The sequence below is a fragment of the Streptomyces sp. NPDC001606 genome (assembly GCF_053596835.1).
Genome location: NZ_JBSFHC010000013.1, coordinates 44458 through 58151, shown reverse-complemented (window position 1 = coordinate 58151; position 13694 = coordinate 44458). Strand labels below are relative to the sequence as shown.

Below are 13694 nucleotides of genomic sequence, written 5' to 3'. Positions count from 1 at the left end.
CCGGCCGCAGCTCCACCGCGCCCCGCGGATCAGGTCTGGGCCATGTCCACGAAACGGGAGTAGTGGCCCTGGAAGGCGACCGTGATGGTGGCCGTGGGGCCGTTACGGTGCTTGGCCACGATCAGGTCCGCCTCGCCCGCGCGCGGTGACTCCTTCTCGTACGCGTCCTCACGGTGCAGCAGGATGACCATGTCGGCGTCCTGCTCGATGGAGCCGGACTCACGCAGGTCGGAGACCATCGGCTTCTTGTCGGTGCGCTGCTCCGGGCCACGGTTCAGCTGCGACAGCGCGATGACCGGGATCTCCAGCTCCTTCGCGAGCAGCTTGAGGTTACGGGACATGTCCGAGACCTCCTGCTGACGGGACTCGGCGCGCTTGGAGCCGCCGGACTGCATCAGCTGGAGATAGTCGATGACGACGAGCTTCAGGTCGTTGCGCTGCTTCAGGCGCCGGCACTTGGCGCGGATCTCCATCATCGACAGGTTCGGGGAGTCGTCGATGTAGAGGGGGGCGGCCGAGACGTCCGGCATCCGGCGGGCGAGCCGCGTCCAGTCCTCGTCGGTCATCGTGCCGGACCGCATGTGGTGCAGGGCCACCCGCGCCTCGGCGGACAGCAGACGCATCGCGATCTCGTTGCGGCCCATTTCGAGGGAGAAGATGACGCTGGGCAGGTTGTTCTTGATCGCGGCTGCTCGCGCGAAGTCCAGTGCGAGGGTCGACTTACCCATGGCCGGACGGGCCGCGATGACGATCATCTGTCCCGGGTGCAGGCCGTTCGTCAGCGAGTCGAAGTCGGTGAAGCCGGTGGGCACGCCCGTCATCTCGCCGCTGCGCGAGCCGATCGCCTCGATCTCGTCGAGGGCGCCTTCCATGATGTCGCCGAGCGGCAGGTAGTCCTCGCTGGTGCGCTGCTCGGTGACGGCGTAGATCTCCGCCTGGGCGCGGTTGACGATCTCGTCCACGTCTCCGTCGGCCGCGTATCCCATCTGCGTGATGCGCGTGCCGGCTTCGACCAGACGGCGCAGCACGGCGCGCTCGTGGACGATCTCGGCGTAGTACTCGGCGTTGGCCGCCGTCGGCACGGTCTGGACGAGGGTGTGCAGATACGCTGCGCCGCCGACCTTGTTGATCTCACCGCGCTTGGTCAGCTCCGCGGCGATGGTGATGGGGTCGGCCGGCTCGCCCTTGGCGTAGACGTCCAGGATGGCCTGGTAGATCGTCTCGTGCGCGGGCTTGTAGAAGTCGTGGCCCTTGAGGATCTCCACGACGTCGGCGATCGCGTCCTTGGACAGCAGCATGCCGCCCAGCACGGACTGTTCCGCGTCCAGGTCCTGCGGGGGCACCCGCTCGAAGGACGAGCCCCCGGAGTCCCAGTCCCCGTTCTCCCGGCCCCGGTCATGCTGTTCGTCACGACCCCGGCCGCCGTCAGCGCGCCGACGGGCAGGCAGACGATCGCTGGGTCCGCTGTCGGCCCACGGATCGTCCAGGGGCTCGGAAATGCTCACCGAGCGACCTCCTCCCGTCCGCACGGCGGACCTCGCCGTGCCCTCAGTTGTACGGCACGACACTGACAAATCGAGATGCCCAACTCCACTTGTGGCACGTCGGTTTTGTGCTGGTTCCCGGACCGTGGAAGCGGTGCTTCCCGGGCCGGGGGAAGGGAGCGGGCGCCGGACCACGGTAGGCCCGTCGGCACCGTCAGCCAATCTGGTTATCCACAGGCCATGTGGACGACGGCCCGGATGCTGTGGAGAACTGCCCGTAACCTGTGCACGACCCGGTGGACAGCGCTGTGAACAAGCCCTCGATCTCGCCGGGGTGAAGACGCTGACCTGCGGCTTTAGCGTCCACCGGCTGTGCAGAAGAAAAACTTCCCCACTCGGCCCACCCTCGCTTCGAACGGTGCGCGAAAGGACACAGCCCGAGACCCGAAGTAAGGGTCTCAATACCTTTGCATCTCTTACCTGTGGACGATTACATTGGTGCACATGACACAGGCGCCCGAGATACCCAAGGCCACCCGGCGACGACACGACCGAGAAATAGTCGCCCTGGCCGTTCCTGCCTTCGGAGCCCTCGTCGCCGAGCCGCTTTTCGTCATGGCCGACAGCGCGATCGTCGGACACCTCGGGACCGCTCAGCTCGCCGGCCTCGGTGTCGCCTCGGCCCTGCTCACCACCGCCGTGAGCGTCTTCGTCTTCCTCGCCTACGCCACCACGGCCGCGGTGGCCCGCCGCCTGGGCGCCGGTGATCTCCGGGCAGCCCTCCGTCAGGGCATGGACGGCATCTGGCTGGCACTGCTCCTCGGCGCCGCCGTCATCGCCGTCGTCCTGCCACTGGCCCCCGGCATCGTAGACCTCCTCGGCGCCTCCCCGACCTCGGCGCCGTACGCCACGACCTATCTGCGGATCTCCTCGCTAGGCATTCCGCCCATGCTCATGGTCCTGGCCGCCACCGGTGTTCTGCGTGGCCTCCAGGACACCCGGACCCCGCTCTACGTCGCCATCGCCGGCTTCATCGCCAACGCCGGCCTCAACGTGGGCCTCATCTACGGCGCCGGCCTCGGCATCGCGGGGTCGGCCTGGGGCACGGTCATCGCCCAGTGCGGCATGGCGGCCGTCTATCTGCTGGTCGTCGTGCGGGGGGCGCGTCGGCACGGCGCCTCGCTCCGTCCGGACGCCGCCGGTATCCGGGCGTCGGCCCAGGCCGGCGCCCCGCTGCTGGTCCGCACCCTGTCACTGCGAGCCATCTTCGTGCTCGCCACCGCTGTCGCGGCGCACCTCGGAGACGCGGACATCGCCGCGCATCAGATCATCCTGTCCCTCTGGAACCTGCTGGCCTTCGCGCTCGACGCGATAGCGATCGCGGGGCAGGCCATCATCGGCCGCTATCTCGGGGCGGACGACGCCATGGGCGCCCGCGAGGCCTGCCGACGCATGGTCCACTGGGGCATCGCCACCGGTGTCGTCCTCGGTCTGCTCGTGGTGGCCGCCCGACCGCTCTTCCTCCCGCTGTTCACCAGTGACACCGCGGTCCGGGAGGCGGCGCTGCCCGCGCTTGTGATGGTGGCCCTGTCACAGCCCGTCTGCGGGATCGTGTTCGTCCTGGACGGCGTTCTGATGGGCGCGGGCGACGGACCGTATCTGGCCTGGGCGATGGTCGTCACCCTGGCGGTGTTCGCCCCGGTGGCCCTGCTCGTCCCGGCACTCGGCGGCGGCCTCACCGCGCTCTGGGCGGCGATGACCCTGATGATGGCCGTCCGCATGGTGACCCTGTGGCTGCGCAGCCGCTCCGGCCGCTGGATCGTCACCGGTGCCACCCGCTGACCGTTTCACGTGAAACATGCGACAGGGGCCGCACCCCGGAAGGGTGCGGCCCCTGTCGTCACTGCTCAGACCGAGCGCAGCGGTCAGGCCGCGACGACCTCGATGTTGACCTTGGCGGCAACCTCGGGGTGCAGACGCACGGACGTCTCGTGGGCGCCCAGGGTCTTGATCGGCGAACCGACCTCGATGCGGCGCTTGTCCACCTCGGGGCCACCGGCAGCCTTGATCGCCGAAGCGATGTCGGCCTGGGTGACGGAACCGAAGAGACGGCCGGCCTCGCCGGCACGGACGGCCAGGCGGACCTTGACGCCCTCGAGCTGGGCCTTCACCTGGTTGGCCTGCTCGATGGTCTGGATCTCGTGGATCTTGCGAGCACGACGGATCTGCTCGACGTCCTTCTCGCCGCCCTTGGTCCAGCGGATAGCGAACTTCCGCGGGATCAGGTAGTTGCGAGCGTAGCCGTCCTTGACGTCCACGACGTCGCCCGCGGCACCGAGGCCGGTGACCTCGTGGGTGAGGATGATCTTCATGTGTCGGTCACCCTTCCCTTAGCGCGCGGTGGAGGTGTAGGGCAGCAGCGCCATCTCACGGCTGTTCTTCACAGCCGTGGCGACGTCACGCTGGTGCTGGGTGCAGTTGCCGGTCACGCGGCGGGCACGGATCTTGCCGCGGTCGGAAATGAACTTCCGCAGCATGTTCGTGTCCTTGTAGTCCACGTACGTGACCTTGTCCTTGCAGAACGCGCAGACCTTCTTCTTCGGCTTGCGCACAGGCGGCTTCGCCATGGTGTTTCTCCTGTGTGATCAAGAAGTTGGGGTGGGCCCGCCTTCGACCGGCCGGTCCCGCAGGACCGGATCCAAGGCCTAGAAGGGGGGCTCGTCCGAGTAGCCGCCACCGCCGCCGGAGCCGCCGCCCCAGCCGCCGCCGCCCTGGTTGCCACCGGCGGGAGCGCCGGTCGCCCAGGGGTCGTCGGCCGGAGCACCGCCCTGACCGCCGCCGGGGCCGCCGCCCCAGCCGCCGCCCTGACCGCCGCCCTGGCCACCGCCGCCGTAACCGCCCTGGCCACCGCGAGCGCCACCACCGGCGGTCTTGGTGACCTTGGCCGTGGCGTTGCGCAGGCTGGGGCCGACTTCCTCGACGTCCAGCTCGTAGACCGTGCGCTTGACGCCCTCACGGTCCTCGTAGGACCGCTGCTTCAGCCGGCCCTGCACGATGACGCGCATGCCTCGCTGGAGCGACTCGGCGACGTTCTCCGCCGCCTGACGCCAGACCGAGCAGGTCAGGAACAGGCTCTCGCCGTCCTTCCACTCGTTCGTCTGACGGTCGAAGGTGCGCGGAGTGGACGCGACGCGAAACTTCGCGACCGCCGCACCGGAAGGGGTGAAGCGCAGCTCGGGGTCGTCGACAAGATTGCCGATGACCGTGATGACGGTCTCGCCTGCCATGGGGGAACCTCTCGGCGGGTTTGCTGCTGGCTGCTTGGTGCTACTCGAATCCCGAGATCAGCTGAGCGAGAGGCTCAGTGGGTCTCGGGGCGGAGGACCTTGGTCCGGAGGACCGACTCGTTCAGGTTCATCTGGCGGTCGAGCTCCTTGACGACCGCAGGCTCGGCCTGAAGGTCGATGACCGAGTAGATGCCCTCGGGCTTCTTCTTGATCTCGTAGGCGAGACGACGACGGCCCCAGGTGTCGACCTTCTCAACCTTGCCGCCGCCGTCACGGACGACAGACAGGAAGTTCTCGATCAGCGGGGAGACCGCACGCTCCTCGAGATCGGGGTCGAGGATGACCATCACCTCGTAGTGACGCATGTGGAACCCACCTCCTTTGGACTCAGCGGCCACGGTCGTTCCGTGGCAGGAGGGTTGTGATGCGTACGCAACGGTATCGGCCGCCACTGACAATGGGGGTCCCTCAGGGAGATCCCGCAGTGTGACCTGGGCAGGTCTGGGCAGACACCAGTGCAGACGGTACAGACTACCCGCACACCCGCTTCCGGTTGAAATCCGGCGGCAGGGGCGGTCACTCTGTACACATCGGGTGTGTGCGGCGCTACTGTGCGCCGCTGTCCGCAGGAGGTGCCCATGACACAGGCATTGCGACCCAACACCGCAGGTTCCCTCTTCGCCACCGACGGCAAGCCCCATCCGCTCGAGGACGGCCTCACGGCGGCCACGTTCGTCCTCGGGCTGCTGTCCTTCATCACGTCTTTCTTCCCCGGCCTCCACCTGCTCGCCTCATGGGCCGGCCTGGTGGGAATCGGCATCGGCGCGTACGGACAGTGGATCTCGGTGACCACGCGGGAGCGCTTCTTCCTGATCCTGGGTCTCGGTGCCTCGGGGGTCGGTTTCCTGATCGGCATGGCCCACGGCGGGCTGTTCGGCGGGATCATCGGCTGAACCCGTCCGGACCCAAGGCCCGTACGCCCCAGTCGGGGCGCTCGCACGGCGCAGTAGGCTTCGGCGCGAGAGCCGGAGCCCCTGTACCCATGGGGACACACCAGCCCGAGGAGCGCCCCGAATGAGCCTGACCCTGAGGACCATCAGTCGCGAGCAGCATCTGGCATACATCCAGAGCCTGCCGTCGGCGAGCCACATGCAGGTTCCGGCCTGGGCTGACGTGAAGGCGGAGTGGCGCTCGGAGAACCTCGGCTGGTTCGACGACCGCACCGGTGAGATGGTCGGCGCGGGCCTGGTCCTCTACCGGCAGCTGCCCAAGATCAAGCGCTACCTCGCGTATCTCCCCGAGGGCCCGGTCATCAACTGGTTCGCGCCGAACCTGGACGACTGGATCCAGCCGATGCTGGCCCACCTGAAGCAGCAGGGCGCCTTCTCCGTGAAGATGGGCCCCCCGGTGATCATCCGTCGCTGGAACGCGGAGACCATCAAGAAGGGCATCCAGGACCAGGACGTGAAGCGCCTGCGCGACCTGGAGGCCGACTTCATCGAGCCGCGCGCCTTCGAGGTGGCCGACAAGCTGCGCCGCATGGGCTGGCAGCAGGGCGAGGACGGCGGCGCCGGCTTCGGCGACGTCCAGCCGCGCTACGTCTACCAGGTGCCGCTCGCGAACCGGTCCCTGGAAGAGGTCCACAAGAACTTCAACCAGCTGTGGCGCCGCAACATCAAGAAGGCCGAGAAGGCCGGCGTGGAGGTCGTCCAGGGCGGCTACCAGGACCTCGCCGAGTGGCAGCGGCTGTACGAGATCACGGCGGTGCGCGACCACTTCCGGCCCCGCCCGCTGTCGTACTTCCAGCGCATGTGGACGGCCCTCAACACCGAGGACCCCAACCGGATGCGGCTGTACTTCGCGCGGCACAACGGCGTGAACCTCTCGGCCGCGACGATGCTGATCGTCGGCGGGCACGTCTGGTACTCCTACGGCGCCTCCGACAACATCGGCCGCGAGGTCCGGCCGTCGAACGCCATGCAGTGGCGGATGCTGCGCGACGCCTACGCGATGGGCGCCACCGTCTACGACCTGCGCGGCATCTCCGACTCGCTGGACGAGACGGACCACCTGTTCGGCCTGATCCAGTTCAAGGTCGGCACGGGCGGGCAGGCCGCCGAGTACCTCGGCGAGTGGGACTTCCCGCTGAACAAGCTGCTCCACAAGGCGCTGGACATCTACATGTCGCGCCGCTGAGCCGCGGCCGTTTGATTCCATAGCCTCACAGTTCGCACCCCTTCGATCCACCGCAGCCACGAGAAAGGTCCTGGTCCGGCCATGGCGCTCACGCTTTACGTCGACACCGCGCGCTGGCGGGCGCACCACAAGCACGTGCAGGAGCAGTTCCCGGGGCTCGTCCCGGTCTGCAAGGGCAACGGCTACGGCTTCGGACACGAACGGCTGGCGGAGGAGGCCACCCGGCTCGGGACGGACCTGCTCGCCGTGGGCACGACCTACGAGGCCGCGCGCATCAAGGACTTCTACGGCGGCGACCTGCTGGTGCTGACGCCGTACCGGCGCGGCGAGGAGCCCGTGCCGCTGCCCGACCGGGTGGTGCGCTCGGTGTCGTCGGTCGACGGTGTGTACGGCCTCGTGGGCGCCCGCGTGGTCATCGAGGTGATGTCCTCGATGAAGCGGCACGGCATCAGCGAGCAGGAGCTGCCGCAGCTGCACCAGGCCATAGAGAACGTCCGCCTGGAGGGTTTCGCGATCCACCTGCCGCTGGACCGCACCGATGGTTCGGACGCCGTCGAGGAGGTCATCGGCTGGATGGACCGGCTGCGCGCGGCGCGGCTGCCGCTGCACACGATGTTCGTCAGCCACCTCAAGGCGGACGAACTCGTCCGGCTCCAGCAGCAGTTCCCGCAGACCCGGTTCCGCGCCCGGATCGGCACCCGGCTGTGGCTGGGGGACCACGAGGCCACCCAGTACCGCGGCGCCGTCCTGGACGTCACCCGTGTCTCCAAGGGCGACCGGTTCGGCTACCGGCAGCAGAAGGCGGCCTCCGACGGCTTCCTGGTGGTCGTGGCGGGCGGCACGTCGCACGGGGTGGGCCTGGAGGCCCCGAAGGCCCTGCACGGCGTCATGCCGCGCGCCAAGGGCGTCGCCCGGGCCGGCCTGGCCACGGTCAACCGGAACCTTTCTCCGTTCGTCTGGGGCGGCAAGCAGCGCTGGTTCGCCGAGCCGCCGCACATGCAGGTGTCGATCCTGTTCGTGCCGTCGGACGCGCCGGAGCCGAAGGTCGGTGACGAACTGGTGGCCCACCTGCGGCACACCACCACGCAGTTCGACCGTCTCGTGGACAACTGAGCCCTGCCCGGGGCAGCTCCGCACCGAACAGCGGGAAGGCCGTACACGATTCCTCGTGTACGGCCTTCTTCATGCCCTCGGATGCGCCGCCCAGCATGTTCGCTCAGAACGAACCGTCCTGGTGGGGTGCCACTTCCGGGCGCCCCCAGTCCACCTGCGGAGCGCCGAACTGGGCCGCGTGCCGCGGGGTGTGGGCCGCACTGGTGAGCACGAAGACGTCCTCCGCGCCGTCGAGTACCCCGCCCGAGGGATCGTCGTCACCGGACCGGCGCACCACGTCCCGCTCCGGCATCAGGATGTCCCGTACGACGACGGTGCACAGGTACAGCGTGCCGAGCAGATGCAGCGCGATCGCCCAGTGGTAGCCGTGCGGCGGCAGGCCCTTGTGGGCTTCTCCGCTCGTCGTGTAGGCGAGGTACATCCAGATGCCCAGGAAGTACGCCACCTCGCAGGCCTGCCAGATCAGGAAGTCCCGCCACTTGGGCCGGGCGAGGACGGCCAGCGGCACCAGCCACAGGACGTACTGCGGGGAGTAGACCTTGTTGGTGAGGATGAAGGCCGCGACCATCAGGAAGGCCAGCTGGGCGAAGCGCGGCCGACGCGGGGCGACGAACGTCAGCGCGCCGATCCCCAGGAAGCACAGCACCACCAGCACCATGGCGGCGGAGTTCACGAAGTCGGTGCTGGGCGGGTTGGTCGTGTTCTGGGCCCAGATCAGCCAGAAGGAACCGAAGTCCACGCCCCGTTCCTGGCTGAAGGTGTAGAACTTCGACCAGCCCTCCCAGGCGAAGAGCATCACCGGCAGGTTCACCACGAGCCAGGCGATCACCGCACCGCCCACCGCCTGGCCGTACTCCCGCCATTTTCCGGCCCGCCAGCACAGCACGAACAGCGGGGCGAGCAGGAACACCGGATAGAGCTTGGCGGCCGTGGCGAGCCCCAGGAGGACACCGAAGGCCACCGGACGGCTCCGGGCCCACATCAGCATCGCTGCGGCCGTCAGCGCCACCGCCAGCAGGTCCCAGTTGATGGTCGCCGTCAGCGCGAAGGCGGGCGCCAGCGCGACGAGCAGCCCGTCCCAGGGACGCCGGCGGTGCGTACGGGCCACGCATACGGCGATGACGGCCGCGCAGGCCATCAGCATCCCGGCGTTGGCGAACCAGTACCACTGCTCCTGGTGCTGGATGGTGCCGCTGTGCGGTGTCAGCCAGGAGGCCACCTCCATGAACACGCCGGTCAGCACCGGGTATTCGAGGTAGTCCATGCCCCCGGAGATGGTGTCCGGGAGTCTGTCGAAGTAGGGCACGAGATGGTCGGCGAACCCGCGCCCCTGGTAGAGGTGCGGGATGTCCGAGTAGCAGGCCTTCGTGTACTGGCTGCTCGCGCCGTAGAACCACGCGGTGTGGTAGCACGGCGCCTTCTGGACCAGTCCGAGGGCGAACATGCCGATCGCCACGAGTGCGACGACTCGGACAGGGGTCCACCAGGAGGTCCCGAGCAGGGCGCGCCGCCCGATGGGACCACCGATCAGCTCACTGCCGGCCGCGGCGACCTCGTCCTCCTTGGTCGGCTGCACCGTTTCCGCCGGGGCGGGCCGCCCGTACTCGGGCTCATGCACGCTCGCGGGCGTCGTCTCTGCACTGGGCATGGGCCACATCCTGCCGTACCTGCCCAGGAAAACGCCGAGGGCCGCCGCACCTGGCGGTGCGGCGGCCCATGTTTCACGTGAAACACCCGGGGCGGGCCTGAGCGCCGCCCATCGGTCAGACCGCTTGGTTAACCGGTCGGACCAGCGAAGATGCCTCCGTTGCCATTGCCGTTGCCGTTGCCCCGGGTGGTACCTCCGGTCGTGGAGGTGTCCGTGACGCTGGGCGACGGCGACGGGCCGCCATCGGTACCACCGCCCGTGTCGGTGCCTCCGGTGGTGTCACACTTCCAGCCCCAGCCGTTGCACGTCTGGCTCGCCGACGGCGAGGGGGAGGGCGAGGACGCGCTGGGCGACGGACTCGGCGACGCGCTCTGGCTCGGGCTCTGGGTGGCCGACGGCGTCGGTGCCGGGCTGGGCGCCGCGTTGAGCACCTTGCCGATCGGCTCCGGGGTCGGGAACGGCTGCGCCGGCTGGCCCTTCAGCGCCTGGAACATGTAGTCGTGCCAGATCTCGGCCGGGAACGACGCACCGTGGATCTTCTCCTGGCCGCCGGTCCCGTACATCTCCAGGAAGGTCCGCGCCTTGTTGTTCGCGTTGTCGTCCAGGCGGAACATGCTGATCGCGGTGGAGAGCTGCGGGGTGTAGCCGACGAACCAGGCGGACTTGTTGCCGTCCGTGGTACCGGTCTTACCGGCCACCTCACGGCCGGGCAGCTGGGCGTTGGTACCGGTGCCCTTCTCGACCACGGTCTTCAGGACGTCGGTGACGTTGTCCGCCACGGCCGGGGTGAAGACGTCATGGGCCTCGGCGGTGTGCCGGAAGACAAGACCGTCCTTGTTCTCGACCTTCTGGACCGAGTAGGGGTCGTTCTGCTCGCCGCTGGCGGCGAAGGTGGCATAGGCACCGGCCATCCGGATCGCGCTCGGGGAGGAGGTACCGATCGAGAACGACGGGTAGTTCGCGCTGGCGAGGCTGCTGTCCAGGATGCCCGCGTCCAGGGCAGTCGACTTCACCTTGTCGAGCCCGACGTCCATGCCGAGCTGGACGTACGCGGAGTTGACCGAGTACTGCATGGCCTCACGCAGGTCGATCTTGTAGTCGGGCGCGTGACCGATGGACTCGCCGCCGTCGTTCGTCTGGAGCCACTCGTTGCCGTCCTTGTCCTTCCAGACGGTGTGGTCGTAGTTCCGGATCTTGAGCTTGTTCTCGCCGCTGTAGAGGCTCTTGGGGGAGGCGATGGTGCGTTCGTCCTGGGCCTGGTTGGGCGGCCCGTCCGGGTTGCGCACGCCCCACTTCATGGCCGCCGCCAGCACGAACGGCTTGAACGTCGAGCCCACCTGGGCACCGGTCGAGTCGGCGTTGTCGGTGAAGTGCTTGGTCGCGTCCTCACCGCCGTAGATGGCCCGGATGGCACCCGTGGACGGCTCCACCGAGGCGCCGCCGAACTGGACGTGGGTGTCGGTCTTCGGCCGCAGCTTGGGCTTGATGTTCGTCTTCTGGACGTTCTTCACCGCGGCTTCGAGCGCCTGGACCTTCTTCTTGTCGAAGGTCGTGTAGATCCGGTAGCCGCCCTTCTGGAGATCGTCCGCGGTGACGTGGGTCTTGTCGCTGTTGTTGATCAGGTAGGACTTGGCGAGGTCGACCAGGTAACCGATCTGACCGCTCAGCCGACTGTTCGACCGGGGGTTCTGGACCTTCGGCAGGGTCGTGTACTTGGCCCGCTCCGCCTGGCTCAGATGGCCGTACTTCACCATCTTGTCGAGGGTGTCCTGCATCTGTAGCTGGGCACGCTTCTTGTTCGCGTCGGGAGTGGCCGCCGGGTCCAGTGAGACCGCGCCCGCCGGGTCGTAGTAGGTGGCGCCCTTCAGCATGGCCGCGAGGAAGGCGCACTGGCCCGGGTTCAGGTTCTTGGCCTCCTCGTTGAAGTAGGCACGGGAGGCGGCTTCGAGGCCGTAGGCACCCCGGCCGAAGTAGGCCGAGTTCAGGTAGCCCGCCATGATGTCTTTCTTCTTGACGGTGGCGCCTACCTTGATCGCGACGAAGATCTCCTTGAACTTGCGGGAGATCGTCTGCGACTGGTCGTTCAGCATGGCGTTCTTCACGTACTGCTGGGTGATCGTCGAACCACCCTGCGTCTCGCCGCCCCGCGCCATGTTCAGGACGGCGCGCGCGATGCCCTTCGGGTCCACGCCGCTGTCCGTCTCGAAGGTCTTGTTCTCCTGGGAGATGACGGCGTAGCGCATCTCCTTGGGGATGTCGGCGTAGTTGATGATCTGCCGGTTGACCTCGCCACCGGTGGCGACCATCTGTGAGCCGTCGGACCAGTAGTAGACGTTGTTCTGCGCCGTCGCGATCTGCTGGACGTTCGGCACGCTCACCATCGCGTACCCGATGCCCGCGACCGCCACCAGACTTCCGAGGAAACCGATGAACAGGCCCGTCACGAGCTTCCAGGACGGGACCCAGCGCCGCCACCCGAACTTCTCGGCCCGGGGGTAGTCGATGATCCGCTTCTTGCCGGGCGCCGTCGCCGCACGGCCCCTGCCGCGGCCGGGGCCCGTCGGACCGCCCGGACCACCGCGCCTGCCGCCGGGGCCCGCGTTGTCGGCGCCTCTGCGCCGTCCGCCCTTCTGCGCCGCCCGGCGGGCCTCGGCCCGGCCACCGGGGGGACGCTGTTCACCTCCCGGGTCAGGGGAGCCGGTCCCATAGGAACTGGACCCATAGGAGTCGGCAGAAGACCCGGTGGCGCTTCGCGGTGCCGCACGGCGACCGGAGGACGAGCCGGACTGGCCGCGCCGGGCCGCGGCACGTCCGCCATCCTGCGGCTGCGGCGGTTTGCGACGGTGCTCGCTCATCGAACGATTACTCCTCGGGCAGGCGCGCCCGTGCGCGCCTGGAACAGCGGCTGGTTTCCGGTCCCCCCGAAGTACGGATGTGGTCGGTTGCGCATTCACCCGTACTGCACCGAGGACGACGACGCTCCCCAGGCGTCGCTTGGTTCCCGGTGGTCTGCATGCCGCACAGACTACGCACCGCCAAAACCCGCCGAGCCCCGAAGTTCACCGCAAATCAGGCAACTCACCTCCTACGAATCGGTGATGTGATCCCGTTCACCGCGGCTCCTCTTGTCGCATACCTCAGGCCGTTCTATCGTGCTGATGTATCGAGTCGATACATCAGCACGAGATAAAGACGCTGAGAAGCACTGCGAGGCCCGCGGGACCGACCTGTGGGACCGAGAGGAGGCGACCATGAGCCGGCGCTCCGGCATCCTTGAGTTCGCCGTGCTCGGCCTGCTCCGCGAGTCCCCGATGCACGGCTATGAGCTGCGCAAACGACTCAATACGTCTCTGGGTGTGTTCCGAGCCTTCAGCTACGGGACCCTGTATCCCTGCCTCAAGACGCTGCTCGCCAACGGCTGGTTGACCGAGGAGCCCGGAAGCACCCATGAGGACGCCCTCGCCGCTCCGCTCGCCGGACGCCGCGCCAAGATCGTCTATCGGCTGACGGCGGCAGGTAAGGAGCACTTCGAGGAGCTGCTCTCGCAGACCGGCCCCGACGCGTACGAGGACGAGCACTTCGCCGCGCGGTTCGCCTTCTTCGGGCAGACCTCGCGCGATGTGCGCATGCGCGTGCTGGAGGGCCGGCGCAGCCGCCTGGAGGAGCGCCTGGAGAAGATGCGCGCCTCCGTGGCGCGCACCCGGGAGCGCCTCGACGACTACACGCTTGAGCTCCAGCGCCACGGGATGGAGTCCGTGGAGCGCGAAGTGCGCTGGCTGAACGAGCTCATCGAGAGCGAGCGGGCCGGGCGGGACCTGAGGGGTTCCGCATCCGGGGAGTCCGCTCAGCAGGACACCACCACTGGATCGACGGGCGGCCTGCCCCGTACCGGGGAAACCCCCCGGACGGATACGCCCGACGACACCGCCACGTGAGACCCATTCAGGGCCTCACTCGTACACACAG

The 13694-nt window shown here is 68.2% G+C and carries 12 protein-coding genes; 5 read left to right on the top strand and 7 right to left on the bottom strand.

Translation table 11 applies throughout. The annotated features are described in order from the left end of the window. Positions 1-29 precede the first annotated feature (29 nt). The gene (dnaB, locus tag ACWCV9_RS23230; protein ID WP_385841527.1) at positions 30-1505 is read right to left on the bottom strand and encodes a replicative DNA helicase; all 1476 of its coding nucleotides are present in this window, start codon (positions 1503-1505) and stop codon (positions 30-32) included. A 474-nt stretch (positions 1506-1979) separates the two neighbouring features. On the opposite strand from dnaB, the gene ACWCV9_RS23225 reads away from it, so the two are divergent. Continuing rightward, complete coding sequence (locus ACWCV9_RS23225; protein ID WP_450789186.1) at positions 1980-3326, top strand: MATE family efflux transporter; 1347 nt, start codon at positions 1980-1982, stop codon at positions 3324-3326. Positions 3327-3409: 83 nt separating this feature from the next. Here the strand turns inward: ACWCV9_RS23225 and rplI are convergent, their stop codons facing one another. From rplI to rpsF, 4 genes are all read right to left on the bottom strand, one after another. Further along, complete coding sequence (gene rplI / locus ACWCV9_RS23220) at positions 3410-3856, bottom strand: 50S ribosomal protein L9 (protein ID WP_385841529.1); 447 nt, start codon at positions 3854-3856, stop codon at positions 3410-3412. An 18-nt stretch (positions 3857-3874) separates the two neighbouring features. Continuing rightward, positions 3875-4111, bottom strand: coding sequence for a 30S ribosomal protein S18 (gene rpsR, locus ACWCV9_RS23215; protein WP_003949403.1), 237 nt, complete (start codon positions 4109-4111; stop codon positions 3875-3877). A 78-nt stretch (positions 4112-4189) separates the two neighbouring features. Then, positions 4190-4771, bottom strand: coding sequence for a single-stranded DNA-binding protein (locus ACWCV9_RS23210; protein WP_385841530.1), 582 nt, complete (start codon positions 4769-4771; stop codon positions 4190-4192). 74 nt (positions 4772-4845) lie between these two features. Further along, positions 4846-5136: a 30S ribosomal protein S6 gene (gene rpsF, locus ACWCV9_RS23205; RefSeq protein WP_014673750.1), complete on the bottom strand. Its 291-nt coding sequence runs from the start codon at positions 5134-5136 to the stop codon at positions 4846-4848. Positions 5137-5409: 273 nt separating this feature from the next. Here rpsF and ACWCV9_RS23200 point away from each other — a divergent pair, with 273 nt between their 5' ends. From ACWCV9_RS23200 to ACWCV9_RS23190, 3 genes are all read left to right on the top strand, one after another. Continuing rightward, positions 5410-5724: a hypothetical protein gene (locus tag ACWCV9_RS23200; RefSeq protein ID WP_450789184.1), complete on the top strand. Its 315-nt coding sequence runs from the start codon at positions 5410-5412 to the stop codon at positions 5722-5724. Between the two features lie 121 nt (positions 5725-5845). After that, positions 5846-6967, top strand: a complete 1122-nt coding sequence (gene femX / locus ACWCV9_RS23195) for a peptidoglycan bridge formation glycyltransferase FemX (protein WP_385841533.1) — start codon at positions 5846-5848, stop codon at positions 6965-6967. Between the two features lie 81 nt (positions 6968-7048). Next, on the top strand, positions 7049-8080 hold the full coding sequence (locus tag ACWCV9_RS23190; protein ID WP_450789182.1) for an alanine racemase: 1032 nt from the start codon (positions 7049-7051) through the stop codon (positions 8078-8080). A 103-nt stretch (positions 8081-8183) separates the two neighbouring features. Here ACWCV9_RS23190 and ACWCV9_RS23185 read toward each other — a convergent pair whose 3' ends face one another. Next, positions 8184-9728 (bottom strand): glycosyltransferase family 87 protein, encoded by a 1545-nt coding sequence (locus ACWCV9_RS23185; RefSeq protein ID WP_450789180.1) that lies wholly within the window; start codon positions 9726-9728, stop codon positions 8184-8186. Positions 9729-9856: 128 nt separating this feature from the next. Then, positions 9857-12583, bottom strand: coding sequence for a transglycosylase domain-containing protein (locus ACWCV9_RS23180; RefSeq protein WP_450789179.1), 2727 nt, complete (start codon positions 12581-12583; stop codon positions 9857-9859). Between the two features lie 396 nt (positions 12584-12979). On the opposite strand from ACWCV9_RS23180, the gene ACWCV9_RS23175 reads away from it, so the two are divergent. Then, entirely contained in the window at positions 12980-13663 is a 684-nt protein-coding gene (locus tag ACWCV9_RS23175; protein ID WP_385841539.1) for a PadR family transcriptional regulator, read from the top strand. The last annotated feature ends 31 nt before the right edge of the window (positions 13664-13694 follow it).

Coding starts and splice junctions, on each gene's coding strand:
- rplI (WP_385841529.1), bottom strand. CDS start 3,856: ATGAAGATCATCCTCACCCACGAGGTCACCGGCCTCGGTGCCGCGGGC.
- ACWCV9_RS23175 (WP_385841539.1), top strand. CDS start 12,980: ATGAGCCGGCGCTCCGGCATCCTTGAGTTCGCCGTGCTCGGCCTGCTC.
- femX (WP_385841533.1), top strand. CDS start 5,846: ATGAGCCTGACCCTGAGGACCATCAGTCGCGAGCAGCATCTGGCATAC.
- rpsR (WP_003949403.1), bottom strand. CDS start 4,111: ATGGCGAAGCCGCCTGTGCGCAAGCCGAAGAAGAAGGTCTGCGCGTTC.
- ACWCV9_RS23185 (WP_450789180.1), bottom strand. CDS start 9,728: ATGCCCAGTGCAGAGACGACGCCCGCGAGCGTGCATGAGCCCGAGTAC.
- ACWCV9_RS23210 (WP_385841530.1), bottom strand. CDS start 4,771: ATGGCAGGCGAGACCGTCATCACGGTCATCGGCAATCTTGTCGACGAC.
- rpsF (WP_014673750.1), bottom strand. CDS start 5,136: ATGCGTCACTACGAGGTGATGGTCATCCTCGACCCCGATCTCGAGGAG.
- ACWCV9_RS23180 (WP_450789179.1), bottom strand. CDS start 12,583: ATGAGCGAGCACCGTCGCAAACCGCCGCAGCCGCAGGATGGCGGACGT.
- ACWCV9_RS23190 (WP_450789182.1), top strand. CDS start 7,049: ATGGCGCTCACGCTTTACGTCGACACCGCGCGCTGGCGGGCGCACCAC.
- ACWCV9_RS23200 (WP_450789184.1), top strand. CDS start 5,410: ATGACACAGGCATTGCGACCCAACACCGCAGGTTCCCTCTTCGCCACC.